The organism is Mesorhizobium sp. L-2-11, assembly GCF_016756595.1.
In the GTDB taxonomy this organism is placed as follows: domain Bacteria; phylum Pseudomonadota; class Alphaproteobacteria; order Rhizobiales; family Rhizobiaceae; genus Mesorhizobium.
In genome coordinates this window covers 2598396-2622826 of sequence record NZ_AP023257.1, presented here as the reverse complement: position 1 = coordinate 2622826, position 24431 = coordinate 2598396, and the positions used below count along the sequence as shown (strand labels likewise).

Sequence of the window (24431 nt, the reverse complement as noted above, 5' to 3'; positions counted from 1 at the left end):
TGCGGCCGCACTGGCCGGAAGATCCGGCTTGTGCGTCAATTTGCCCCCAGATGTCCCACAATGCTCTCGTTTCTCATCATGATCCGCGGCAGCGCCAGCGGGAGGTCGCTCTTCACCAATGGTCTGGGGTGGGCGGACACAGCGCAGGCCAGCCCGGACTCTGTTGCGCACTCGATGGTCAGGTCGGAGTAGTCTCCGTAGGGATAAGCGAATGTGGTGCATGGGCGGCACGACAGGTCCTCGCATATCCGGCGGCTTTGTTGGATTTCCTTCAGCTGGATGCTCCGATCCCATAACGGGAGGGAAACGTGGGTTTCCGTGTGGCCTGAAATGTCCAAGCGCGACCTTCGCGAGAGCGTCCGGGCTTCTTCGATCGTCATGGGCCGGTGGCTGGTCCGCGGTGCCAAGTCGCTGCCGACCTGGCGGGCGAGCGATTCGATTGCACGGTACTGCACATCAAATGACGCCGGCTTTAGGATCTCCCAGATCTTGAGATAAGCGTGCTCGCGCGCGGTTCGAGGCGGGTCCTGCATTGCTCGCCATCCTCGGCCCCATTGGTAGTCGTAGCGCTGCTCACCCAGATCAACGAGGACCTCGCGACCGGCGACGACAATGGAGGCCGGTCCTGCTGCATGGGGATCGAAGACAACCCGTTCGAGAGCATCGTTCCAGAACTCCTCGGCTTTCCCAAGCATGGACGTTGCCAGAAAGAACGTAGCGGGAAGACCGAGGGCTTCCAGCAGCGGCGCCGCGATCAAAGCATTGCACGCGTAGCCGTCGTCGAAAGTAATGGCTGCAGCGTCGGGCGGAAGGCTTCCTTCAATGTGGCGAGATGCAAGCTCGCGCAGCGGCAGCACACGTCTCGTCTTTGCGAGGTCTTGCATCTGCTTCTCGAAATTGGTCGGCGAGACCGCGAGCTCCCACGGGTCCAGGTCCGTTGCGACGATGCGGTGATACATCAGGATCACCGGCTTGAAGCCCCGGCGACGCGAGGCGCGGCGCAACATTGTCCCGAGCGTCCAGGCCATTTCGTCAGTCCTTGGTGGCGCAGATCCCGATCGTAACCGGAAAGTGACGATCCCGCGCGTCCAGCATCTCCGGCTTCAGCTCTTCCGCCGCCAGACCTTCGAGAAAGCACACGGCAGAGCAGACGTTTCCGTAGACAGCAATATGCGTCGAGTCCGCCCCAAAGACATCCGAAAACAATCGGCAAGCTGAAGCTTCCGTCAGCGACCAATACCACGTTTCATATTCCTGGTGATGATCAATGGGCGTCAGCCCTGGCACTGTCACGAGCACAGTTCCGCCGCTCTTGAGGAGTCGGAAGAGCGCAGAAACTGCCCCATGCAGATCAAAGATGAGATGCAGAGTCTGGGTCAATACGATCGCATCGAACGTGTCGTTCCATTCTGCACCCAGGTTCGTGAGGTCGCCGACGATCGTCGCGCGGATGTTTTCGGGACGCATGTCGACGATATCGCGCTGTGTCGTTCTCTGTCCTCCGAAGCGAGCCGTGTAATCGTCATTGACGACTTCAAGCGTCCTGCCGCGGATCTGTGATGCATGTTCCCCCAGAAATCGCTCGATGTAGGTGCGATCGATTGGTGTCCCGCGATCATATCCGTAATCGCGACTGATCGGATCCGTCCGGCCGAAGTCGCCGAAGCGCACCCCTCCGACGCCGGGTCGGCCATATCCCATCAGCCGCCTCAGTGGCTTCTTGACGATTTCCGGCAAGAGGCGACGGGCAAACGCCCTGTATTTTGCTTGACCAACTCCGCGAGCGCTCTCACTCATCTCATAATCCTCTCGAGGCCCTGCAAAACGGTTCTTTCAAACCTTGGCTTCCCGCTGCCGGCTGCTGCTCCGTTGAGCTCCGAGCGGCGCAGCTGGATCATCGCACTTTTCCCGGAGGCCGACCTCGTCTCGACGTGATTGGGAACTCATGTTGAGGGTATCAGTCGTGGCAGGCAAGACCGTCGTCGCCTGGCGAGCGACCGCCCGCTTTTTTGCGAACGTCATGCGCGCCCTGGTAGGCCATGGAACCGTCCAGAATGTCCGGCTATGCCATTGAGGCGCTGGCCAGTTTGCACTGGCTTGACCAGAATGCAGCCGACGAGCGCGCGAAGCGATGCTAAACCGTTCAACACCGATGTCGCCCCCAAGGACTAGGGCAAGCTTCGTAAGCAGCCCATCGACAAGCCACTTGAACGAGGGGATCAACTAAAAGGACCTAACCATGGGCGATAAAGTCAAAATTAGCATCGTTGTTTGTACGTACAACAATTCGTCAGTTCTCGATCGAACTCTGGACCGTTTGGCGCGCCAATACTGCCCCGAAGGATCCTGGGAAGTCCTCGTTGTTGACAACAATTGCGTCGATGAGACGCAGCTTGTCGTCGAGCGCCATAAGAACGCCGAGCGGATAGGGCGGCTGAGAGTCGTGCGTGAGCGCCAGCAGGGGCTGACGCCGGCGCGCCAGCGTGGCGTTAGGGAAACGGCTGGTGAGTGGCTGGCCTTCGTCGACGATGACTGTCTGCTTGATGAAAGCTGGCTGGCGAACGCGATACGTTTCGCTGACGCACATCCGCGGTGCGGCGCCTTTGGAGGGCTCGTTAGGCCCTACTGGGAGAGCGGTGCCGAGCCACTTCCTGGTACGGTGGGCTGGACACTGGCGTGCCAGGACCATGGCACCGACGCATGCCGGATTTGGGGGCTGGTCGGAGCCGGGATAGTCGTGCGGCGGGCCGCCCTGGAGCAGACGGGTTGGATCCAAACGCCCTTTCTCGCTGATCGCATCGGGAGAAGGCTTGTGTCGGGGGGCGACACGGAGATCAGCCTGCGGATTTCGGCGGGCGGATGGGAGTTATGGTACACGCCCGATTGCGTGATTGATCACGTCATCCCCGCACTTCGGACCACGCCAGCTTACCTGAAGCGGCTGGCGTTCGGTCTTGGCATCTCGCAGGTACTGGTGGACGCTCTGGTCTGGGAGAGAAGTTTTGCATCCTGCGTTGGGCAATGCGCCCGCTCCGCATTGCGTCAGACGCTTCATGCCGCACAGGCCGTGATCCGCGACCGGGTCCGCGGTCGCGACCGCCGCCCGTCCTCCATCAATCTGCATTTCGCCCTAGGAAATTGGGCCGGCATCGGGCGCCTCGCCTTCAAGCGATCCCTGGTCGGTGCAGTGAGTCGTTCTTCTCCTCCTCAGGTTTCGACCTCGAAGTCGTAAACGCAGGGGATTAGGCCTTCCGTCGGAAGCACGCTTCCATCATGTCCGGCGGGCCTAAGGACCTCGACCCGGCAGGCGTGGTGGACATGATCGAGGATGTCACCTGCAAGGTAGTCACCTGATCTCTGTCCCATCCAGAGCTCGAGGCCGTAGGTCCCCGGCAGCAAGTGCAACTGATCTATCGTGACACTCACCCGGTTCCGGCCGGCGCGCAGCCGGCAGACAGTCCCCAGCAGTGCCGTGTCTGCGTTCACGAGCTTCAGGCCCGAAAGGCTATTGATAACCACGGCAAGACTATCGACGTCGATGTCGTTTTCAGCCTCGATGTCTAGCATGCAACGGGCCGGCCCATCGGTGCAGATCTGGCCCGATGAAGAGCGATCACCACTATCGATGGAGACTCCGAGGAATCGCGCTTTACCATTGCCGGTCCGAGGTGCCGCCGTAACATCAATTCGATTGCTCGAACCCGCGAAATCACCCGCCGAAGTCAGATAAGATGCCACGACCTCCCGCGTTCCGCCGAGGGCCTTCACTGATCCGGATTCAAGCCAAAGGCAGCGGGAGCACAGCCGATTGACCGTATCCATGTTATGACTCACGAGGAGCACCGTTCTCCCCCCCTTCGTAACGAGGCTTTCGATCTTGGACAGGGACTTGCGTTGGAAGCGCGAGTCCCCGACCGACAAGACCTCGTCGAGAATGAGAATATCCGGATCGAGGTGGACGGCCACCGCGAAGGCCAAGCGAACGAACATACCACTCGAATAGCGTTTTACAGGTACATCGAGAAAGCGCTCTATCTCAGCGAAGGCGACAATCTCCTCAAAGCGCCTGTCCAATTCTGCCTTCGACATGCCGAGAATGGCGCCGCTCAGATAGATATTGTCCCGTCCGGTAAGGTCCCCGTGGAAGCCGGCACCAACCTCGAGCAGGGCGCCTACGCGGCCGCGGATGCGGATTTCTCCTGCCGATGGATCTGTAATGCGCGAGAGAATCTTGAGGAGAGTTGACTTGCCCGCCCCGTTCAGGCCGATGACGCCGACGACTTCGCCCGCCTCGATCGTCAGCGACACGTCGCGAAGTGCCCAGTATTGCGTGCCCTGCGCCCCGGACGCTTCGCCCCGGCCAAGCCACGCGCCGATATTCTCACGCAGCGATGTCGGTCGAGGGTGCAAATCGTATCGCTTGGACAGGTTTTTGATCTCGATCGCCGGATTCATGGATGTTCCGATTAGGCCAAATCGACTGCAGTCCGGGACGCTCTCTCGAAGGCGAGAAGCCCTAGCAGGAACAGGCCTACGCTGATCGCTACTGACACGACCGACTGAATTGCCGTTACCCCTGAGGTATTAAGTGCGAGCGACCTCATGCTCTCGATGATCACCGCAAGGGGATTGAACCAGGGGAGCCAGCGAAGGTGAGTCGGGAGGTTAGACAACGGCACGAATACCAATGAGGCGAACATGGCGATCAGGAGCACGTATTGCATGGCGTGGACGAGATCACGATAGCGTGCCGCAAGCGAGGCCACGCAAAGACCTGCCCCCAGCGTGAAAACGACGAGTTCGATGAATAGGACAGGAATGAGGACGATCCGCCAGGAGGGCGATGTCCACACCCCGCTGACGTGGTAAGCGACTAGAACAATTAAGAAAAGGCTCGTCTGAATGGCCAGTGCGACCAGATTCGACAGACCCACGGCCAAGGGAACTGAGCTGCGAGGAAAATAGACCTTTTGGAACAGGTTGGCGTTGTTGACGAAGGTGGCCCCGACCGAGGCGAAGGTCTGAGAGAAATAAAACCAAGGCGCGAGGCTGCAGAGATTGAAGAGAAACGGCGGGACGCCTTCTGTCGTGACACCGGCACCGCTGTTTATGGCGACCGACAGGACGATTGCCATCACAATCGGCTGGATGACGAACCAAAGCGGCCCTAGCATCGTCTGAGCGTATTTGGTGACGAGGTCGCGGCGTACGAGCAGCATGACAAGATCGCGTGATTGCCACAGTTCGCGCCAGTCGATCCACTCCCATCCTGCATGGACTCGAATGCGCGTTTCTCTCACGCCTAGGCCGCCTTACAGCGTGGCATCCGGTCACGCTCGGCGCGACGAGCCTGGTACGCTGACAGAACAGACTGTCCGGCCAGCTCGAGCACGTCGGCTGTCGCAGTCAAAGCAGAATCGCAATTTTTTCCATCAATGTCGGACACGATGCCCGCGCCACCCGGGGTTGCAGCATTCACTGGTGGTCGTCTTAGCCTAACCGCAAGCGACAATGGCCTTCTCACCTGAATGCCTCGTTCATAACCGACCGCTAGTTGCCCGGCATTTCATCTGCTCGGCGCAGCCATGGATTCCGCGTAACGTCTCCCGGCAAGGATCCGGCCGGGGCGACGGAGCACTGATTTACATCTTGTACCTCACGAACTCTTGGAAATCTACGGTTTCGGCGCAGGCGAACGGGTTGCCGGCCCCTCAGCCCGGCACACGCTTCAGCGCCTGCGCCATGCAGTGGATGCCGCCGCCAGTCTTCGAGATCTCGCTCATGTCGACCGCCGCCACCTCGAAGCCGCGCGCCTTGAGCTGGCCGATCAGCGTCTGGCTGGATGTCGGCGCGATCACCCTGTCCTTGCCCAGCGACATGAAGTTGCAGCCGAGCGCCATCGTGTCCTGGAACGGCACGTCGATGATCTCGTGGCCCTTGCCCTTCAGCCAGTCGACGATGCCCGGCTCGGTGCAGGCGAGGCAGACAGCGGTCAGTTTCTCGGCGATCGGCACCACCATCAGATCGATATGGACATAATATTCGTCGATGAAGGCGATGCGGGTTTCCCAGCCCTCCTTGTCGAACCAGGCCTGGACCTGGCGCGCGCCCTCCTCCTGGGTGCGGGCGCCGCCACAGCCGATCAGCACCACGCCGTCCTCGATGACGTTGAAGTCGCCGCCCTCGAAAGTGCCCGCGGTGACCATGTCGTAGATCGGAATGCCGAGCGTCTCATAGGTGCGGATAGCCGCATAGTTCTCGCCGCGCCGCCACCACTGGGACATCGCGGTGATGATGGCGCCATACGGCGTCATGACGCTGGAATCGCGCGAATAGACCTGCATCGGCAGCTCCGGCGTCGGCTCGTGCCAGTGGATGTTGACGCCGAAATGCTCATAAGCGGCGACCAGGTCCTTGTGCTGCGCCTGCGCGATCTGGACGTTGCACGGCGCCTCGCGCAGATGCTTGCGCGACAGCGAGCTGGTCGAGAGATGGCGCAGGAAATTCGGCGAACCGAGCAGCACGTCGGTCAGGACGTCGGTCTCGTTGGCAAAGCCCCAGGCGGTCAATGGCCTGGTGCCGCCGGCCGGGTTGCGGCGCTGCAATGAAAACGGTTCTGCTACGATGCGGTCATGGACGGTCATGGGATTTCTCCTGGCTTCGAGTGATCACGCGGCTTGCGGGTTGCTTGGTATCCACCAGTCCCGTCCGCGCGGGGTGATGACATATTCCGGCCAGCGGAAATGGATCGGCGGTTCGTAGTCGCAGAGCGGCGCCAGCCAATTGCTGCCACCAATGCCGCCGCCGGTGCGGGCGACGAATTCGTCCATCGCCACGTCGCGGGCCGCCTTGTCTTCCAGCAGGTGAAGGGCTGCCAACGCAATCGTCTTCGACGCGCAGGCAACCATCGGATCGATGGTGGCGGAAATGCCGCCCAGCGCGTTCATCGCCCAGGACGGGTAGGCGTGGCCACTCTCGCAACGCAGCGCCGGCCGGGCGACGTAGAACCGCGCCGTCGGCGCGTGCCAAGACATGTCGGTGTAATCGTCGGAGGTCGAATTCAGCTGCGACGGCGGCAAGTCGCGGCGCAGCAACGCCTCCGCCTCCTCAGGCGCAATCAGCTGCTCCATCTCGGCGATGAACGGCTCGTCGGTCGCCGCGCCGCCGGCATTGACCTGGACTTCGCGGGCGATCGCCTTGGCCGTCTCGTCCCAGCGCGGCGGCCCAACCGTCGACAGCGCCTCGTAGGCAATGTCAGCCATGGCATGATTGGCGAGCCCCGGCCGCGACTTCGACACCCAGTGCCGCTCATGGCGGCAGCCGCTCATTTTGGCGGCGGCTTCGGCATTGCGGTCGAGCAAGGCGGTGACCTGCTCGGCCATGGCAATCGTCGGCACGCGGATCATGTACTGGATCTCGGCCAGACCCGCTGCCAGATTGTCGGCGGTCGCCTGCCCTGCGGTCAGGATCGCCTCGCTGATCGACCAGCCGCCCTGATGCGGCAGCATGGAATCGCGCAGCGCCTTGGACGCCATGTACATCATGACAAGTGCGTCGTTGGCGCCGGGCGCCCTGACCGCCGAATGCGCCTGCGGGATCGGCGCGCCATGGTTTGCGCGAACCCAATTTTCGGGTTCGTCGCAGACAAAGCGATAAATCATCGCATAGGCTGCGCCGCAATGCGTATCCCAGCGCGCCGTGTTGCAGAGCGGCAGCATGTAAAAGGGATGGAAGGAGATCATGCCAGCAAGGCCATCGTAGTAGCCTTTTGCGGCATGGATCGGCTTCGACCCCCGCACCTTCTCCGCCGGCTCGCCGGTAAAGCGCAGCGTCCCCGGTAGGCCGTGGCGCTGCATCGCCGCCTTGGTCGCCAAAAGCCCGCCGAGGCTGGCAATGCCGAGCCCGGAATGCGGATCGGTGTGGCCGCCGGCCTCAGCACCTAGACCCGGACGCGGTCGTTTGACGGTCGCCGCGTCCTGGCAATTGCCGGGTACCGCGTCATACTCTGCATACATGCCGATCGTCGGCCCGGCGCCGTTGGTCCAGTGGGCGCAAAAGGCGGTCGGCATCCCGCCGGAGCCTTCCTCGACCGAAAAACCCTCATGCTTCAGACGCTCGACATACCAGGCGGCCGACTGGTATTCGCGCCAGGCGGTCTCGCCGAAATCGAAGATCGTCCGCGTCCATGCCGACAGCGACAGCTGGATGTCGTCCAGACAGGCAAGCGCGGTCGCTTGAGCCGAGTTCGTCACAGGATCCTCCATCGGTCAAAGAAAGCAGTGAAGCGCTTCGCCAAAAAGTGATATGTTTTCCCGGCTCATGCAAATTCGGTTCACCTCTTGAGAATTCCCTCGACGCAGGCGCTGCGCGCCCTCGACAGTTTCGCCCGCCACGGCAGCGTCTGGCGCGCCGCCGACGAACTGCATCTGACCCGCAGCGCGGTCAGCCACCAGCTTCGCCTGCTCGAGCGCGATCTCGGCTTCGACCTGCTCGAGCGCATCGGCAAGGGCGTGGCGCTGACGCCGCGCGGCCAGCGCTATGCCAGCGACGTGCGCAAAGCGCTGACGGTGCTCGGCGATGCGGTAACGCGCCATGCCGGCACCGGCGTCGGCGGCTCGTTCAGCGTCAGCTGCACGCCGGGCTTCGCGTCACTGTTCCTGTGCACGCACATCGGCGAATTCCGGCAGATGTACCCCGATGTCGCCCTGCGCATCCTGACGCCGCGGCGGCTGGACGACGTCAGCAATGCCGACGCCGACGCCTTCATCGCCTTCGGCGTCGGCAACTGGCCGAACCGGGCGGTCGAGCTGTTGTGCGAGATCTCCTTCACGCCGCTGTGCAGTCCGACGCTGCTCAACAAGATCGGCGGCTTTTCCAGGCCGGCCGACGTGCTGCGCGCCAATCTCCTGCATCTCGGCGACACCGAGGACTGGGCGCGCTGGCTGGCGCTGTCGAAGGTCGAGAATCCCGACACCGAGGGCGGCATCTTCTTTTCCGACATGAACCTGGTTTTTTCGGCCGCCATCGCCGGCCAGGGCATCGCCATGGGCGACGAGCTGACCAGCCGCCGGGCGCTGAGCGAAGGCCGGCTGGTGCGCCCCTTCGACATCGCAATCAGTTCGCCACGCTCGTACTTTCTGGTGTCAGAGCATGCCAAGGCGAACCACCCGGTGCTGGAGGCGTTCGGGGGGTGGTTAAGGTCGAAGCTGTCAGAGATTAGCTAATCTCCCCCTTGAGGGGGAGATGTCGCCGAAGGCGACAGAGGGGGTCGCCGCGCGTAAAGCGCCAACCTCCATCTCAGCAGCAAGCCGAACCCAGTCGGACCGACCCCCTCTGGCCGCTTTGCGGCCATCTCCCCCTCAAGGGGGGAGATTGGCGCCATAGATGAATCAAATTTGCCGGTCAGGCGAAAACTATTCGGTTGCGGTGAGCCGCCGCCCTGCCTACGATTTCAATCAGCATTGAGGACAAGGCAGGATGCAGCAACCCGGCCGTGCCGCAGAGATCAAGGCAATCGGGATCGGCAAGAGCTTCGGCTCGTTCCGTGCGCTGGACGATCTGACGCTCGATATCGGCCGCGGCGAGTTCCTGACCCTGCTCGGGCCGTCGGGTTCGGGCAAGACCACCTTCCTGATGATCCTTGCCGGTTTCGTGCAGCCGACCGACGGCCGCCTTTACAGCGACGGCGTCGATATCACCGAGCGGCCGGCCGAGCAGCGCGCCGCCGGCATGGTGTTCCAGGGCTATGCCCTGTTCCCGCATATGAGCGTCGAGGCCAACATCGCCTTCCCGCTCAAGGTGCGCAAGAAGTCGGCGGCCGAGATCAAGCGTCGCGTCAGCGAGATGGTCGAGCGCGTCGGGCTGAAGGGCCACGAGAAGAAACTGCCGTCGCAATTGTCCGGCGGCCAGCAGCAGCGCGTGGCGCTGGCCCGTGCACTGGTGTTCGAGCCGGGCGTGCTTTTGCTCGACGAGCCGTTCTCGGCGCTTGACAAGGGCTTGCGCGGCCAGATGCAGGCCGAGATGAAGCGGCTGCACCAGGAAACCGGCACGACCTTCGTCTTCGTCACCCATGATCAGAGCGAGGCGCTGGCGTTGTCGTCGCGCGTCGCCATCTTCAACCACGGCAAGTTGCTGCAGGTCGGCGCGCCTGACGAGGTCTACGATCGTCCGGCCAACCGCTTCGTCGCCGAGTTCCTCGGCGAGATCAACATGCTGCCGCTGAAGGGCGTGCGCAACGCCGACAACGGCGCCACCGGCCTGTGTGAAGACCGCACCATCACCCTGCGCGGCAATGCAAGCGCCGTCGGCGGCAACGCCATCCTGGCGATCCGGCCCGAATACATGTCGATCGCCCCCGAAGCGACAGCCGGCGAGAACGGCATCGCCGCGACTGCGGTCGCCTCGACCTATCTCGGCGCTGCGACGCGGCTCGATCTCACCACGCGCCAAGGTGCCAAGCTGACGGTTTCGGTGCCGAACGAGGTCGCCGCTTTGGCACTCAGCAAGGGCAATTCCGTATGGCTGACATGGCCGGCGGAAAAAGGTTTCCTCCTTCCGGAGGGAGGACAATGACGATCGGGGTGGCGAAGCTGAAATTCGCCAGTCTGGCCTTCGTGAAATATCAACGACACAAAAGGGGAACTGACATGACAAACAATTCAGAGATGAGCGAAACCAGGAAACACTCCATCGAGACGCTGTCCGCCAGGGCGGTGCGCGGCGAGATCTCGCGTCGGCAGTTTACGCAGCTGGCTGCGCTCGTGCTGGCCGGGACGCCGATGCTGCTGCGCTCGACCGGCGCCTCCGCGCAAGCCAAGGAACTGGTGCTGGTCAACTGGGGCGGCGACGCCATCACCGCCTATGACGCGGCCTATGGCCAGGCCTTCACCAAGGAGACCGGCATCACCGTCAAGATGGACGGCTCCGGTCCGACCGAGGGCGCGATCGCCGCGCAGTTCAAGAGCGGCGCTCCGACCTGGGACCTGGTCGACGTCGACCCGTTCTCGGCGATCACGCTCGGTGCCCAAGGCATGCTCGAGCCGATCGACTATTCGATCGTCGACAAGAACAAGATGCGGCCTGGCTTCGGCTGGGAACACGCCGCCTCGACCTACTTCTTCTCCTATATCATCGCCTATGATTCCGAGAAATTCGGCAGCCAGGCACCGACCGGCATGGCCGACTTCTTCGACGTGACGAAATTCCCCGGCAAGCGCTCGCTCTACAAATGGGGCGTGTCGAGCTGGGAAGCGGCACTGCTCGCCGACGGCATTGCGCCGGCCTCGCTCTACCCGCTCGACCTCAAGCGCGCGCATGACAAGATCGCCGCCTTTAAGGAGAATGTCGTTGCCTATTGGGGCGGCGGCGCCGAAAGCCAGAGCGTGCTGCTCGACGGCGAGGCTTCGATGGCCATCGTCTGGTCGACGCGCGCCTCGCTGATCGAGCAGGATTCCGGCGGCAAGATCAAGTTCATCTGGGACCAGGGCCTGATCTCGCCCGGCGCGCTCGCCGTGCTCAAGGGCAATCCCGGCGGCAAGGACGCGGCGATGAAGTTCATCGCCAGCGCCCAGGATCCGCAAAAACAGCTGATCATGTTCGACAAGCTCGGCCAGGGCCCGGCCAATCCGGCCACCGACGCGCTGATCCCCGCCGACAAGAAGCGCATCAACCCGGTCGACCCCGAAAACATGAAGAAGCAGATCCCGCTCGACATGGAGTGGTACGCCAAGAACTACGGGGCCGCACTCGACGAATACACGAAGATCATCTCCGCCTGACAGACCGGGATAACCGGAGCCGAGATGAAAGCATATCTCTCCGACAGGATGGGTGCGGCGCTGTTGATGGCGCCGCTGCTGCTGTTCCTTGGCGCCGCCTATGCCTGGCCATTCTTCGGCGTCGTCAACTGGAGCTTCACCCTGCCCGAGCCGGGGCTCGGGCAATATGGCACGCTGCTCAGCGACCCACTGGTGCAGTCGGTGTTTGTCCGCACGCTGCGCATCGCTGCGATCGTCACAATTGTTTCGGTTGCCGCCGCCTACGCCATCACTGTGGTGTGGGTGCGCGGCACGCCGGCGCAGCGCGTGATCGCCGAGTTCTGCATCCTGGTGCCGTTCTGGATCTCGGTGCTGACGCGCGCCTTCGGCTGGGTGGCGCTGCTTTCCAATCGCGGCCTGTTCAACACCTGGCTGCAGGCGATCGGCTTCATCTCGGAACCGCTGACGCTGGTGCGCAACGAATTCGGCGTCATCGTCGGCATGACGCATTTCCTCATTCCTTTCGCCGTGTTTCCACTGGCGACTTCGATGCGCAGCCTCGACGACCGCGTGCTGCTGGCGGCGCGCGGGCTCGGCTCCACCCGCATGCGCACCTTCTGGTCGGTGTTCGTGCCGATGACCCGCTCCGGCATCATCGGCTCGGCGCTCATCGTCTTCGTGTTTTCGCTCGGCTTCTTCGTGACGCCGGCGATCCTCGGCGGCGGCCGCAGCGTGATGGTCGCCGAGCTGATCTATCTGCGCATCTTCCAGAGCCCGGATTGGGGGCTGGGGGCGGCGATCAGCGTCGTGCTGGTGCTGTTCGTCGGCGCGCTGATGGCGCTGCTGTTCCGCTATGTCAGACCGAAGCAGCTGATCTGATGCCGACCTACCGCCCCGGCCCCGTCTCGCTGATTCTCGCCACACTGGTGGCGCTGTTCCTGCTGCTGCCGCTGCTCGCCGTCATCCCGGTGTCGCTGACGCCGACCCGCATGCTGGCGATGCCGTCAGGCGAATTGTCGCTGCGCCATTACCGGGCGCTGATCGAGGATCCGCGCTGGATCAATTCGATCCTGCTCTCGATCAGGATCGGCGTCGTCAGCAGCGCCTTTTCCACCGTGCTGGCATTGTGCTTCAGCCTCGGCGTGTGGATGTTCCAGCCGCGCTTCACCGCCGCGCTGGTCGGCTTCGTGCTGCTGCCGATGGTGGTGCCGCCGGTGGTCTCGGCGATCACGCTCTACTTCCTGCTGACCTCGATCTCCGGCGTCTCTTCGTTCTTCGGCTACGACACCTGGCTCGGCGTCGCCATGGCGCATGCGGTGATGACGGTGCCCTTCGCAACGGTGCTGATCCTGGTGTCGCTCAGCCAGCTCGACCGGCGCATCGACCTTGCCGCGCGCGGTCTCGGCGCCACGGTGTGGGAGCGCGCCACCCGCATCATCATGCCCAACATCAAATTCGGCATCGTCACTGCCGCCCTGCTGTCCTTCGTGCTGTCCTGGGAAGAGATCGGCGTCACTTTGTTCATCACCTCGGTCAACGCCATCACGCTGCCCAGACTGATGTGGATGGGCCTGCGCGACAATATCGACCCGGCGATCGCCGCCCTCTCGGTGATCCTGATCATCATCACGGTGCTGGTGCTGGCGGCGCGCAGTGCCGTGGTCAGGCTGCGCGGGGCACGCTAGAGGCAGGCCGGCCGGAACTGCCTTCAAGGCATCATTGCGTGAGCGGCAGGCCTTGTTGCGTTTCAGGCAGCGTGCAGCCTTGGTATGGCGCTGACATCCACTTCGCGCTCGGCATGCCAGGCATCATAAGCAGCCTGCGTCCTGAGCCAGATCGCAGCGCCGTCGCCGAACATCTTTCCCAGGCGAGCGGCGACCGCCGGCGACACCGGCTTCTTCTCGCGGATGATGTCGTAAAGCTGCTGGCGCGAGATTCCGAGCAGGTTGGCGATTTCCACCTTGGTCTTTCCGGTTGCCGGGATAAGCTCGTCAAGCAGCGCTCCAGGGTGGGATGGGCAGCGCTCCATCGGACGCATCGGCTCAAAAACGCTCATATCCGATTTCTCCAATCTGGCCGCCTTAGTGGTACTGTTCGAAGTCGACGCGGGCGGCATCATTGTTGTCGAATTCGAATGTGATGCACCACGGCCCGTTGACATGCACCGTGTAGCGGGTCGGGGTGAAACCCCTCAAAGGATGGAAGTCGAATCCGGGCAAGTCCATGTCTTCAGGTCTTTCCGAGACTTCCAAACGGTCAAGCCGGACAAGGATGCGCTTATGCATCTTGGCGTCGATTTTTCCGGTCTTTCCCGTTTGAAAGAGGTCGGCCAGCGCCTTGTGCTTGAACGATCTGATCATGCAACATGTAAGCATGTTGCTGACATACGTCAACAAGATGTAAGCAAATAAATTACAGTGCGGTGGGCCTGTCTGAGACGATGTTCGCGATCCGGAAAGGACATGAGGTAGCGGCACGGGTCGAACGCGCCGGTACCATGACTCCGGCGCCCGGCCGGATCGGGCGAATACCTGACCGAACCACGTCAACGCACCAAACTACCCCATGGCGTGACGGATGGTCTTGGACAGACGGCTCAAAAATGCCGGTCTCGACGAGGCGTCGAGCTTCCACGACAGCACTGCCGTCGCCATTTTCCGCGGCAACACCCGACCGACAGGAACCAGGCGGCAAGGACGGCGCGCCGGCGGAGCGACGCGGTCATTTCGAGGCTGGCGACGGCGCCGGCCACCCCGAGCGCCAGCCGGGAATCATTGGCCACCGGGTGCTGGCGTCTGTCCGCGCACAAGGACGCCAGCCGCTCTTCGAGGTGGAGCGGATCGTGGCGGACCGCCTCCGACGGCACGATGGTCAGGCCGATCCCGGAGGCTTGGTCCGACAGCGCCTGCATGCGGCGGAAATCGTGGGTTATCCGCCAGCGTGCCCGCTCGGCGAGCTTTTCACCGAACACCGAATGGTTGGCGCCGTGGATCCGGTAGGCGCCGACGCATTCGTCAATGGACTGGACGTGTCCGTACATGGGCGCCAGCGTTGCAAGGTAGCCGTCGGCGCCCTGGCGGAACTCCGGCTCCGGTATAGGCATGATCGATTCCAGGGTTGTGCGATCAAAGGCCAGCCCGCTGGTCACAGTCGTCTGATAGCGGCCCTTGTGCAGGAGTTTCGGCATGACATCGCCGCTGTCGAAGGGCAGTTCGGGCGGCGGAAAGACGTCCTTGATGCGTTGTCGTTCGTCGACGATATGCAGCCTGGACTGCACCTGGGCCGTTGCCGCATCCCAGGTGTCGACGATCCTGGAAACGGCGGTCGGATAAAGAAAATCGTCGGCGTCGAGGAACAGGACGATCCTGCCCGAGCTTGCCGCAAAGCCGGTGTTGAACGCGGCGGCATGCCCGCCATTTTGCGCACGCGGGCAGGCGAGGATCCTGTCCCCATATGAATTCATGATTGTCGTGGAATTGTCCTGCGAGGCATCGTCGACGACGACGACTTCGACATCCGGGTAATCCTGCTCGAGGGCGCTGTCGATGCTGCGTTTGAGGAAGCGCGCGTAATTGTAGTTCGGAATGATGATGGACACCGGAATCCCTGGGACAGGCTGCATCGCATTTGACCTCGCATCTTGCTTTGGTTTCGGCAAAACCCGCTCACGGGCCTGCCCCCGCTTCAAGTGCCCGACGAGTCTCCTGAGCAAAAGCCAGCGGCTTTCCATCAGGAGACGGGGTCACGTCTCGCTATGCGACTTCATACTGAGGCCGCCATCGCCTTCGAGAGCTGCCGCCTTGGTCAAAGTTGTGGTCAGCGGCAGCAAAAGCTCCGACAGTCTCGACCCAAACTGAACCGAGCCCGACGAAAAAAATGTCTCGCCTTCGGGCGCGATCAGGTCGCGATCGAAGCGGACGGGCACCTTGAAAGCATGGCGGATACTGGCCTTCAAATGCGGCTGGAACAAGCCCCGCGCCCCGAAACAAGGCTCACAAGCCCGTTACATCTGAGGCAGCGCGCAGCGGCATGGCCTGCGGATATCAGCGGATGTTGGAGATTGGCGGCTTCTATCCCGAAGCCAGCGGCAAGCCGGCTTCGGGATATGACCGTGCAGACCTGAACGGTTCAGGCGGCCTGCAGCCCCGGCAGCGACAGATCGGCTTCCTCCGGCAAGTCGCCGGCCATCGCGGCAGCGAACCTGGTCTGGTCGAGTTCCCCTTCCCAGCGCGCCACGACCACGGTCGCCACCGCATTGCCGATGAAGTTGGTCAGCGCCCGGCATTCCGACATGAAGCGGTCGACGCCGAGGATCAGCGCCATGCCGGCGACCGGCACTGCGGGCACGACCGAGAGCGTCGCCGCCAGCGTGATGAAGCCGGCGCCGGTGATGCCGGCGGCGCCCTTGGAGCTCAGCATGGCGACGGCGAGCAGCAGGATCTGGTCGCCGAAGCTGAGCGGCGTGTCGGTCGCCTGGGCGATGAACAGCGCGGCCAGCGTCATGTAGATATTGGTGCCGTCGAGGTTGAAGGAATAGCCGGTTGGAACGACCAGCCCGACCACCGAGCGGTTGCAGCCGGCGCGCTCCATCTTGGCCATCAGGCCCGGCAGTGCCGCTTCCGAGGACGAGGTGCCGAGCACCAGCAGCAACTCTTCCTTGACGTAGCGGATCAGCGCCAGGATCGAGAAGCCATTATAGCGGGCGACCGCGCCCAGCACCACCAGCACGAACAGCAGCGAGGTCAGGTAGAAGGTGCCGATCAGCATGGCGAGGTTGGCGATCGAGCCGATGCCGTATTTGCCGATGGTGAAGGCCATGGCGCCGAAAGCGCCGATCGGCGCGGCCTTCATCAGGATGGCGACGAGGCGGAAGATCGGCGTGGTCAGTGCCTGCAGGAAATCGACGACCGGGCGGCCGCGATCGCCGACCGCGGCAAGAGCCAGCCCGAACAGCACCGAAAAGAACAGCACCTGCAGGATGTCGCCCTTTGCGAAAGCGCCGGTGATCGTGTCGGGGATGATGTTCATCAGGAAACCGACGATGCTGGTGTCGTGCGCTTTTTCGGTGTAGGTCGCCACTTTTGTGGCATCGAGCGTGGCTGGATCGATATGCATGCCGGCGCCCGGCTGGACGACGTTCGAGACGACGAGGCCGACGACAAGCGCCAGCGTCGAGAATGCCAGGAAGTAGATCATCGCCTTGCCGGCGACGCGGCCCACCTTCTGCAGGTCGGAAACGCCGGCGATGCCGGTCGCCACCGTCAGGAAGATCACCGGCGCGATCACCATCTTCACCAGCTTGATGAAGGCATCGCCGAACGGCTTCATCGCCTCGCCGGTTTCGGGATAGAAGTGGCCGAGCAGCACGCCGGCGGCGATCGCCGCCAACACCTGCACATAGAGATGCCGGTAGAACGGAAGTTTGCCGCGCGGCTCGGCGGCAGCGAATGCTGTCTGCATGACGTCCTCCATTGTGCTCCGATCGAAAGCTCGACCTCCCGGAGCGTTTGCATTTGACCCCCAGCAGCCTCGCGACCGCTGAAGTCGTGTTTGCAACTGCCGTGCCAGACTGCGCTTAAGAGGCTATCGATTTGATTTCGTTGAGTATCCTCGTACTCAAGCTTTTGGCTTTGCACATACAAAGTGCGGATGTTCGCATAGCCGAATTGTGCTTTGTGCGAAATCATGCACAAATGGGCGATGCTGCAACGCCCCGCCGCTGCCTTGCCGTCCTCGCCCGAGCAACTCGGCAGGCGAGCGCGCCGTGCCTGGCTGCTGTTTGCGGCCATCGCCCTTGCGACGGCCACGGCCGCACTTTATGGCGCCGGTCTCTATGGCCGCACCACCGAGCTCGGGACACTGGCGGCGCAGGGCCGCACCGACGCCAATCTGAAGGTCGCGCTATTGCGCGCCGTTCTGGAAAGCCCGCGCGCCCTGCCCCTGCTTTTGTCGGAAGACCAGCAGGTGCGCGACGCGCTGGCGCAGAAAAGCGCTGCTGCAATCGATGTGCTGAATCGTAAGCTTGAAGGGCTGGTCTCCGGCACCAAGGCCTCGGTGCTCTATGTCATCGGCACCGACGGGCTGGCGATCGCCTCCAGCAACTGGCGCGACCCGATCAGCTTTGTCGGCAACGACTACCGGTTCCGCGACTATTTCTCCGCGGCGATGCAATCCGGAACCGCCGAATATTTCGCGCTCGGCAATGTCAGCAAACGCCCAGGCCTCTACATCTCGCGACGCGTCGGCGATGCTGCCGCACCGCTCGGCGTCGTCGTCGTCAAGGCGGAGTTCGATCAGCTCGAGGCCGACTGGCACGAGGTGAACCGCCCGGCCTATGTCAGCGACGAGCGTGGTATCGTCCTGATCACCAGCGTGCGGTCCTGGCGCTTCATGACGACGGCGCCGCTTGCCGCGTCTGATCTTGCCGCCATCCAGAACAGCCAGCAGTTCGGCGATGCACCGCTGATGCCGTTGCCGATCACGCGCCCGCAGGCGCTCAGCCCGGACACATCCATCGTCCATGCGGTGACGCCCGGCGGCAGCGACGCGGAATATCTTCGGCTTTCAGCCCCGGTTCCTTCGACCCCCTGGCGGCTCGACTATCTCGTTCCGGCCGAGGCGCCGATCGCCGCCGCGGCCCGTGAAATGCGGCTCCTTGCGCTCGGCGTCTTGGCCCCGTTGCTCGGCCTTGCCGCGTATCTGTTGTGGCGCCGGCAATCGGGACAAATGCGGATCGCCGCCGAACAGGCGGCGCGCATCGAACTCGAGCGCCGCGTCATCGAGCGGACCGAGGATCTGAGTCGTGCCCGCGATCGGCTGCAGGCGGAGATATCAGACCATCGCAGCACGGAAGCCAAGCTGCAGGTGGTGCAGCAGGATCTGGTCCAGGCCAACCGCCTCGCCATCCTCGGCCAGATCGCCGCCGGCGTCGCCCATGAGATCAACCAGCCGGTTGCCACCATACGCGCCTATGCCGACAACGCCCGCGTCTTCCTCGACAGGAAGCAGACCGCGCCCGCCGAGGAAAACCTCGGCGCCATTGCAGCCCTGACCGAGCGCATCGGCACCATCACCGAAGAATTGAAAGCCTTTGCCCGCAAGGGCCGCACCGCCGCCGAGCCTGTCGAATTGCGCGGTGTCGTCGAGGGCGCCGTCGTGCTGTTGAGAAGCCGCTTTGCCGGCCGGCTCGACGCACTGGCGATCGACCTGCCATCGCCGAGCCTCAAGGTCATGGGCAACCGGGTCCGGCTCGAACAGGTGCTGATCAACCTCTTCCAGAACGCTCTCGAAGCGCTGGAAGGCCGCAACGACGCTCATGTTCGGGTTTCGGTCGAGGAGACCTCGGACGGCGTGACGGTCGGGGTGTCCGATAACGGACCTGGCATTCCGCCAGGGATTCTCAAATCGCTGTTCACGCCGTTCAACACGTCCAAGGAAAAAGGCCTCGGTCTTGGCCTTGTCATCTCGAAGGATATCGTCGCCGACTACGGCGGACGCATCGAGGTTTCGAGCGGCGGCAGCGGCACCCGCTTCGTCATCCATCTCTTGAAAGCAGCATAGTGGCCAAGGCAGCATGACGAACGACGACGCAGCGCCGGTGATCCTGGTCGATGACGACAGCGATCTCCTCAGGGCTACCGCGCAGACGCTGGAGCTTGCCGGATTTTCGGTCTCGCCTTTTTCGGTGGCGGCCGAGGCGCTGGCCAGGCTCGACACCGGTTTTGCCGGCGTGGTTGTTTCGGATATCCGCATGCCTGAGATTGACGGCCTGCAGCTTTTCGACCGCATCCTGCGGCTGGACGCGGACATTCCGGTCATCCTCGTCACCGGGCATGGCGACATCGCGGTTGCCGTCAAGGCGATCAAGGACGGCGCCTACGACTTCATCACAAAACCCTTCGCCGCCGACCGGCTGGTGCAGAGCGTGCGCCGCGCCGCGGAAAAGCGCCGTCTGGTGATGGAGAACCGCGCCTTGCGCGAGGCGGCCGGAGAGGCGCAGGACGGCCTGCCGCTGATCGGCCAGACGCCGGCGATGGAAAGGCTGCGCCGCACGCTGCGCCAGATCGCCGACACCGATGTCGACGTGCTGGTGACGGGCGAAACCGGCTCCGGCAAGGAAGTGGTGGCCAGCCTTTTGCATCGCTGGAGTCGCCGCGCCAAGGGCAATTTCGTTGCGCTGAACTGCGGCACGCTGCCCGAAACGGTCATCGAGAGCGAATTGTTCGGCCACGAGGCCGGCGCCTTCACCGGGGCGCAGAAGAAGCGGATCGGCCGTATCGAGCACGCCAGCGGCGGCACGCTGTTCCTCGACGAGATCGAAAGCATGCCGGTCTCGACACAGGTGCAGATGCTGCGCGTACTGGAAATGCGCGAGGTCACCCCGCTCGGCACCAACGAAATGCGGCCGGTCGACCTGCGCGTCGTTGCCGCCGCCAAGGTCGATCTCGGCGATCCGCGCCAGCGCGGCGCTTTCCGCGAGGATCTTTATTACCGGCTCAACGTGGTGACGATCTCCATTCCGCCGCTGCGCGAGCGCCGCGACGACGTCGCCCTGCTGTTCTTCTACTTCGCCGAGCGCGCCGCCGCCCGCTTCCGGCGTCCGCTGCCGGCGGTGCCGGCCGCGGTGCACCGCCATCTGAGCGACCATGACTGGCCGGGCAATGTACGCGAGCTCGCGCATTTCGCCGAACGCTTTGTGCTTGGACTGGAGGAAGACGCTGGAGCGCCATCCCCTGCCCCAGCCCAACCGGACGCCGCCATGAAGCTGCCGGAGCGGCTGGAGCGCTACGAGGCCGACATCATCCGCGAGACGCTTAACCGCAACCAGGGCGACGTCAGGCGCACCATCGAAGCGCTGGGGATTCCGCGCAAGACCTTTTACGACAAGCTGCAGCGCCACGGCATCGTGCGCAGCGAGTTTTCGAGGTAACGGCCGGCAGGCTAGGGCTGCCCTCATCAGCCCTGGCTTCCAGCGCTGGTGGTTGGCGAAAGCCGAAGCGGCATCCAATCTCCCCCCTTGCGGGGGAGATGTCCGGCAGGACAGAGGGGGGTGGGAAGGATCGCCAACTTCGACTTCAGCCATTCTCAACCGGAAACAGCCTAAGGGCGTGGCTGTAATTTGGTTGACAGGTCGGAGGGACAGCACCCCCCTCTGCCTTGCCAGGCATCTCCCCCGCAAGGGGGGAGATCGGCAGCTTCGCCGATGGCACTACGCTGAAAGCTTTAAAGTAAGGCTGCAGCAGGGCAATGAGGGGCAGCATCAGCGTCTGCGAACATCCTTCCACCGCAGCAGCTCTCCTGACAATCACCCGATTCCGGTATCCGCCATCCTGCGCTACACTTGGTCCACTTCAACCAGGCGCCACCTCCATGATCGTCCAGACCTGCATCAATGGCGCGCGCAGCGCCGATTTCCATCCGCAGCTACCGCTTGATCCCGAAGCCATGGCGCGAGACGGCGCCGTCTGCGTGGCCGCCGGTGCGGCCGAGCTGCATGTCCATGCACGCGGGCTCGACGGCCGCGAAAGCCTCGCTGCGGCGACGATGGACCGGACCGTGCTGGCGCTGCGCCGCGCCTGCCCGGGAACGCTGATCGGCGTATCGACCGGCGCCTGGATCGAGAATGATGACGAGCGCACACTTGCCGCGATCACCGGCTGGAGCGAATTACCTGATTACGCGTCGGTCAATCTGAGCGAAAAAGCCGCGCCCGAGATCATGCAAAGCCTGCGGCAGCGCGGCATCGGCATCGAGGCCGGGCTTGCCTCCATCGCTGACGCAGAGCGCCTGGTGAGCCTCGACCGTGGCAGCCAGGTGCTGCGCATCCTGATCGAGATTTCCGAGCAAGAGTTGGACGCTGCATGGGAAGTCTGCGACGGCATCGAAGCCGTGCTCGACCGGGCCGGGATGCATCGCGCCATCCTGCTGCACGGCGCCGACGCCACGGTCTGGCCGTTCGTCAAGCGGGCGGCGGAGCGCCACTGGTCGACGCGCGTCGGCCTGGAAGACGGCAGGCAGCTTCCGGACGGCACCACTGCATCAGGCAATGCAGCGCTGACGGCTGCTGCGGCAGCGATCTTTCGGGCCGGTCGCTGATTCATCCCACAGGTTTCGGGCGACTTGCCCGATCTTTTCGGGATGCTGCGTCAGGCCACGTCCCGCAAAGTCGAACGCGGCGTCGCCGATTTCGCGGTTGCGCGGTCCTCGTGAAGCGCGAAGCCCGTCGCGCCCGGGTCGCCCAGTTCGGGACGGAGCTGCATGCTCGGGATGTGGTAGTCGCCGCCATTCTGCTGCCGATAGGGAATCGGCCGGGTTGTCTCGAGCGTCCGCATCCTTTCGCGCAGGCGCTCCGCGACGGGTTCGAAATCGGCCTCGCCAAAACGATCCACTCTGTAGACGACGAACGGCGGCAGCACGTCGTAGCCCGGATAGTAAAGGATCCCGTGATTGATCGGGAACAGCAGGTCGTCGATCGGGCCGTTGACGCCACGGGCGGAATAATGCCCCTCCCAGCCGCCGGTGGTCACGATCAGCATCGCGCGCTTGCCGGCGAGCGTTCCCTCGCCAAAGCGGTCACCCCATCGCTTGTCGCTGTGCTCGCCGACGCCATAGGCGAAGCCGTAGGCGTACACCCGGTCGACCCAGCCCTTGAGGATCGCCGGCATGGCGTACCACCATAGCGGGAACTGGAGGATCAGCGTGTCTGCCCACAGCAGCTTGTCGATCTCTGCTTTAACATCGTCGGTCAGCCTGTTGGTCGCAAATGCTTTTTTAGAGGCCCCAGCCGGCAGGAAGCGTGCCTCGGGCGGCCACGACGGAAAGTCGGCACGGTCCACCTCGGGTTTCCAGCCATCGGCATAGAGGTCAGTCACCCGCACCTCGTGGCCCTGGGCCTCGAGTTCCCTGATGGCGACGTTACGCAGTGCGCCGTTGAGCGAACGCGGTTCAGGATGAGCGAAGACAAGCAGGACTTTCATGGGTCAACTCCGAAGAAGGACAATGAACGCAGAAGGTAGCCAGCTCCAGGGTGATCCGCTATATCTAGGCAATGCATATGATTATGCTGAATAATGGATAGATCTGACGTCACGCTCGAGCGCATGCGCACCTTCGTTCGCGTCGCCGAGCGCGGCAACCTGTCGGCGGTGGCGCGCGAGCTCGGAGTTGGGCAGTCGACGGTGACGCGGCATTTGCGCGAGCTCGAGGACGCCGTGGGCGTGCCCCTGCTCAGCAGGACCACCCGGCGTGTCGCGATGACCGATGAAGGCAGCCGTTACTATGCCGACTGCGTCCAGATCCTGCGCCTTGTTGAGCAGGCCGGCGACGAGGCACGCGGCACGCGCGGCGCTTCGGCCGGCACGATCCGGATATCCTGCACGGCAGCACTTGGGGTCTTGCACATCAGCCGGCTGATCTTCGCCTTTCAGGACCGCTACCCCGACATCGGTGTCGATCTCAGCCTCACCGACGAGCGCATCGACCTTGTACGGGAGGGCGTCGACATCGCGCTTCGCCTCGGTCCGCTCACCGACAGCTCGATGAAACTGCGGGCGCTCGGCCAGTCCCGGCGCCTGCTGGTGGCGGCGCCCGCCTATCTGGCGGCGCGGGGCAGACCGGCTGTCCCGCAGGATCTGCCTGGCCACGAAGGCATCCGGATGTCGAAATATCGCGGGAAGCGATACGCTCGTCCTGCAAGGGCCGGGCGGTGCACGCGTCTCGGTGCCTTTTGGCGGCCGATTTCGGGTCGACCATGGGCTTGCCGCGCGCGAAGCCCTCGTCGCCGGGCGCGGTATCGGACCTGCCCATTACTGGCTTGTCGACGATCTCCTCGCAGCCGGCCGGCTGGAAGTGATCCTGCCGGACTACGCCCCGCCTCCCATTCCGCTGAACATGCTGATCGTCCCGGAGCGCGCCGGCATTGCCAGGGTCCGGCTGCTGGTCGACTTTCTCGCCGAGCGGATCGGCGGCATTCCGGGGATCGAAAAACCGCGTTAGTCGGCATGCCCTCGGTCGGTCGCGGCACCGGCAAAGATCACGACATCTCCGTTTCCGGGATCCGGCCGATCTTCTGGTCGCCGACATGACGCCCACGCTGAGACGGGCGATGAAGGTTGCCTTCACCAAGCCCTCTACAAATGGTTCGGCGCGCTCAATGTGCTCAAGGGTATCACGCTCAGCGTCGAGCCGCGCGAAGTGGTCGTCGTCTGCGGGCCGAGCGGTTCGGGCAAGAGCACCTTGATCCGCTGCATCAACGGACTGGAGACGATCCGCGACGGCGACCTGACGGTCGACGGCCAGCGCCTCGGCGACCCCGCCACCAACATGACGCGGCTGCGCACCGAGATCGGCTTCGGCAAGATCCTGCGGCATTAGGGCCTAGACTCAATCAGCTGGCCGCCGCCAAAGGCCGAGGGAAACGGACATTCGAAGCCGGTCGTCCAAAAAGGCCGCTGCGCGCCATTTCGCGACATTCATGGCGCTTCTCAAAAGCTGCCCTTCACGCAGCGGCTTGAATCGACCCCTTGCGGACTATCCCTGATGGGAGGTCAAGGGAACGTCGTGACCCTGAGCAGACTTCCTGGAACCGTCTGCCTTCCCGAAAGCAGACCTTCACCGGAACCGGCACGAATAACGGGCTCGACCCATCGCAGACCTATGTCGTCGGCCCCTGAGCAA

20 protein-coding genes and 3 pseudogenes are annotated in these 24431 nt (G+C 63.4%); 11 read left to right on the top strand and 12 right to left on the bottom strand.

The genetic code is table 11. From position 1 onward, the window contains the following. Positions 1-35: 35 nt before the first annotated feature. On the bottom strand, positions 36-1028 hold the full coding sequence (locus JG739_RS12525; RefSeq protein ID WP_202366723.1) for a polysaccharide deacetylase family protein: 993 nt from the start codon (positions 1026-1028) through the stop codon (positions 36-38). 4 nt (positions 1029-1032) lie between these two features. Further along, positions 1033-1797, bottom strand: a complete 765-nt coding sequence (locus JG739_RS12520; RefSeq protein WP_202366722.1) for a class I SAM-dependent methyltransferase — start codon at positions 1795-1797, stop codon at positions 1033-1035. 442 nt (positions 1798-2239) lie between these two features. On the opposite strand from JG739_RS12520, the gene JG739_RS12515 reads away from it, so the two are divergent. Further along, positions 2240-3232 carry a glycosyltransferase gene (locus tag JG739_RS12515; protein ID WP_202366721.1) on the top strand — a complete coding sequence of 331 codons (993 nt, stop codon included), beginning with the start codon at positions 2240-2242 and terminating at the stop codon, positions 3230-3232. Here the strand turns inward: JG739_RS12515 and JG739_RS12510 are convergent. From JG739_RS12510 to JG739_RS12495, 4 genes are all read right to left on the bottom strand, one after another. Next, complete coding sequence (locus JG739_RS12510) at positions 3208-4455, bottom strand: ABC transporter ATP-binding protein (protein ID WP_202366720.1); 1248 nt, start codon at positions 4453-4455, stop codon at positions 3208-3210. The genes JG739_RS12515 and JG739_RS12510 overlap by 25 nt on opposite strands. Before the next feature lie 11 nt (positions 4456-4466). Then, positions 4467-5300, bottom strand: coding sequence for an ABC transporter permease (locus tag JG739_RS12505; protein WP_202366719.1), 834 nt, complete (start codon positions 5298-5300; stop codon positions 4467-4469). Positions 5301-5711: 411 nt separating this feature from the next. Then, complete coding sequence (locus JG739_RS12500) at positions 5712-6644, bottom strand: dimethylarginine dimethylaminohydrolase family protein (protein ID WP_202366718.1); 933 nt, start codon at positions 6642-6644, stop codon at positions 5712-5714. Between the two features lie 24 nt (positions 6645-6668). Then, on the bottom strand, positions 6669-8264 hold the full coding sequence (locus tag JG739_RS12495) for an amidohydrolase (RefSeq protein ID WP_202366717.1): 1596 nt from the start codon (positions 8262-8264) through the stop codon (positions 6669-6671). Between the two features lie 75 nt (positions 8265-8339). On the opposite strand from JG739_RS12495, the gene JG739_RS12490 reads away from it, so the two are divergent. The 5 genes from JG739_RS12490 to JG739_RS12470 all read left to right on the top strand — a co-directional run bounded on the left by JG739_RS12490 (position 8340) and on the right by JG739_RS12470 (position 13441). Then, positions 8340-9224 carry a LysR substrate-binding domain-containing protein gene (locus JG739_RS12490; protein ID WP_202366716.1) on the top strand — a complete coding sequence of 295 codons (885 nt, stop codon included), beginning with the start codon at positions 8340-8342 and terminating at the stop codon, positions 9222-9224. A 253-nt stretch (positions 9225-9477) separates the two neighbouring features. Next, positions 9478-10572 carry an ABC transporter ATP-binding protein gene (locus JG739_RS12485; protein ID WP_202366715.1) on the top strand — a complete coding sequence of 365 codons (1095 nt, stop codon included), beginning with the start codon at positions 9478-9480 and terminating at the stop codon, positions 10570-10572. 92 nt (positions 10573-10664) lie between these two features. Continuing rightward, complete coding sequence (locus JG739_RS12480) at positions 10665-11777, top strand: ABC transporter substrate-binding protein (RefSeq protein ID WP_202367441.1); 1113 nt, start codon at positions 10665-10667, stop codon at positions 11775-11777. A gap of 24 nt (positions 11778-11801) precedes the next feature. Beyond that, positions 11802-12635 carry an ABC transporter permease gene (locus JG739_RS12475; RefSeq protein WP_202366714.1) on the top strand — a complete coding sequence of 278 codons (834 nt, stop codon included), beginning with the start codon at positions 11802-11804 and terminating at the stop codon, positions 12633-12635. Beyond that, complete coding sequence (locus JG739_RS12470) at positions 12635-13441, top strand: ABC transporter permease (protein ID WP_202366713.1); 807 nt, start codon at positions 12635-12637, stop codon at positions 13439-13441. The genes JG739_RS12475 and JG739_RS12470 overlap by 1 nt, the downstream gene beginning before the upstream one ends. A 62-nt stretch (positions 13442-13503) precedes the next feature. Here JG739_RS12470 and JG739_RS12465 read toward each other — a convergent pair whose 3' ends face one another. The 5 genes and pseudogenes from JG739_RS12465 to JG739_RS12445 all read right to left on the bottom strand — a co-directional run bounded on the left by JG739_RS12465 (position 13504) and on the right by JG739_RS12445 (position 17216). Further along, positions 13504-13812 carry a HigA family addiction module antitoxin gene (locus JG739_RS12465; protein ID WP_202366712.1) on the bottom strand — a complete coding sequence of 103 codons (309 nt, stop codon included), beginning with the start codon at positions 13810-13812 and terminating at the stop codon, positions 13504-13506. A 25-nt stretch (positions 13813-13837) separates the two neighbouring features. Beyond that, positions 13838-14116 (bottom strand): type II toxin-antitoxin system RelE/ParE family toxin, encoded by a 279-nt coding sequence (locus JG739_RS12460; protein WP_202366711.1) that lies wholly within the window; start codon positions 14114-14116, stop codon positions 13838-13840. A 198-nt stretch (positions 14117-14314) separates the two neighbouring features. Further along, a pseudogene (locus JG739_RS12455) lies at positions 14315-15378 on the bottom strand (glycosyltransferase family 2 protein). Positions 15379-15498: 120 nt separating this feature from the next. Continuing rightward, positions 15499-15726, bottom strand: coding sequence for a hypothetical protein (locus tag JG739_RS12450; protein ID WP_202366710.1), 228 nt, complete (start codon positions 15724-15726; stop codon positions 15499-15501). Positions 15727-15884: 158 nt separating this feature from the next. After that, positions 15885-17216: a dicarboxylate/amino acid:cation symporter gene (locus JG739_RS12445; RefSeq protein WP_244749848.1), complete on the bottom strand. Its 1332-nt coding sequence runs from the start codon at positions 17214-17216 to the stop codon at positions 15885-15887. A gap of 225 nt (positions 17217-17441) precedes the next feature. Here JG739_RS12445 and JG739_RS12440 point away from each other — a divergent pair, with 225 nt between their 5' ends. The 3 genes from JG739_RS12440 to JG739_RS12430 all read left to right on the top strand — a co-directional run bounded on the left by JG739_RS12440 (position 17442) and on the right by JG739_RS12430 (position 21851). Next, positions 17442-19316: a sensor histidine kinase gene (locus JG739_RS12440; RefSeq protein ID WP_244749846.1), complete on the top strand. Its 1875-nt coding sequence runs from the start codon at positions 17442-17444 to the stop codon at positions 19314-19316. Between the two features lie 13 nt (positions 19317-19329). Continuing rightward, complete coding sequence (locus tag JG739_RS12435) at positions 19330-20685, top strand: sigma-54-dependent transcriptional regulator (protein WP_202366708.1); 1356 nt, start codon at positions 19330-19332, stop codon at positions 20683-20685. 440 nt (positions 20686-21125) lie between these two features. Continuing rightward, on the top strand, positions 21126-21851 hold the full coding sequence (locus tag JG739_RS12430) for a 3-keto-5-aminohexanoate cleavage protein (RefSeq protein ID WP_202366707.1): 726 nt from the start codon (positions 21126-21128) through the stop codon (positions 21849-21851). A gap of 50 nt (positions 21852-21901) precedes the next feature. Here JG739_RS12430 and JG739_RS12425 read toward each other — a convergent pair whose 3' ends face one another. Beyond that, the gene (locus tag JG739_RS12425; protein ID WP_202366706.1) at positions 21902-22732 is read right to left on the bottom strand and encodes an NAD(P)H-dependent oxidoreductase; all 831 of its coding nucleotides are present in this window, start codon (positions 22730-22732) and stop codon (positions 21902-21904) included. A 93-nt stretch (positions 22733-22825) separates the two neighbouring features. Between JG739_RS12425 and JG739_RS12420 the strand changes: the two are divergent. Both JG739_RS12420 and JG739_RS12415 read left to right on the top strand, forming a co-directional pair. Beyond that, positions 22826-23750: pseudogene (locus JG739_RS12420) on the top strand (LysR family transcriptional regulator). Between the two features lie 159 nt (positions 23751-23909). After that, a pseudogene (locus JG739_RS12415) lies at positions 23910-24107 on the top strand (ATP-binding cassette domain-containing protein); the annotation flags it as partial. Positions 24108-24431 lie beyond the last annotated feature (324 nt).

Coding starts and splice junctions, on each gene's coding strand:
- JG739_RS12525 (WP_202366723.1), bottom strand. CDS start 1,028: ATGGCCTGGACGCTCGGGACAATGTTGCGCCGCGCCTCGCGTCGCCGG.
- JG739_RS12520 (WP_202366722.1), bottom strand. CDS start 1,797: ATGAGTGAGAGCGCTCGCGGAGTTGGTCAAGCAAAATACAGGGCGTTT.
- JG739_RS12515 (WP_202366721.1), top strand. CDS start 2,240: ATGGGCGATAAAGTCAAAATTAGCATCGTTGTTTGTACGTACAACAAT.
- JG739_RS12510 (WP_202366720.1), bottom strand. CDS start 4,455: ATGAATCCGGCGATCGAGATCAAAAACCTGTCCAAGCGATACGATTTG.
- JG739_RS12500 (WP_202366718.1), bottom strand. CDS start 6,644: ATGACCGTCCATGACCGCATCGTAGCAGAACCGTTTTCATTGCAGCGC.
- JG739_RS12495 (WP_202366717.1), bottom strand. CDS start 8,264: ATGGAGGATCCTGTGACGAACTCGGCTCAAGCGACCGCGCTTGCCTGT.
- JG739_RS12485 (WP_202366715.1), top strand. CDS start 9,478: ATGCAGCAACCCGGCCGTGCCGCAGAGATCAAGGCAATCGGGATCGGC.
- JG739_RS12480 (WP_202367441.1), top strand. CDS start 10,665: ATGAGCGAAACCAGGAAACACTCCATCGAGACGCTGTCCGCCAGGGCG.
- JG739_RS12475 (WP_202366714.1), top strand. CDS start 11,802: ATGAAAGCATATCTCTCCGACAGGATGGGTGCGGCGCTGTTGATGGCG.
- JG739_RS12470 (WP_202366713.1), top strand. CDS start 12,635: ATGCCGACCTACCGCCCCGGCCCCGTCTCGCTGATTCTCGCCACACTG.
- JG739_RS12465 (WP_202366712.1), bottom strand. CDS start 13,812: ATGAGCGTTTTTGAGCCGATGCGTCCGATGGAGCGCTGCCCATCCCAC.
- JG739_RS12460 (WP_202366711.1), bottom strand. CDS start 14,116: ATGATCAGATCGTTCAAGCACAAGGCGCTGGCCGACCTCTTTCAAACG.
- JG739_RS12445 (WP_244749848.1), bottom strand. CDS start 17,216: ATGCAGACAGCATTCGCTGCCGCCGAGCCGCGCGGCAAACTTCCGTTC.
- JG739_RS12440 (WP_244749846.1), top strand. CDS start 17,442: ATGCACAAATGGGCGATGCTGCAACGCCCCGCCGCTGCCTTGCCGTCC.
- JG739_RS12435 (WP_202366708.1), top strand. CDS start 19,330: ATGACGAACGACGACGCAGCGCCGGTGATCCTGGTCGATGACGACAGC.
- JG739_RS12430 (WP_202366707.1), top strand. CDS start 21,126: ATGATCGTCCAGACCTGCATCAATGGCGCGCGCAGCGCCGATTTCCAT.
- JG739_RS12425 (WP_202366706.1), bottom strand. CDS start 22,732: ATGAAAGTCCTGCTTGTCTTCGCTCATCCTGAACCGCGTTCGCTCAAC.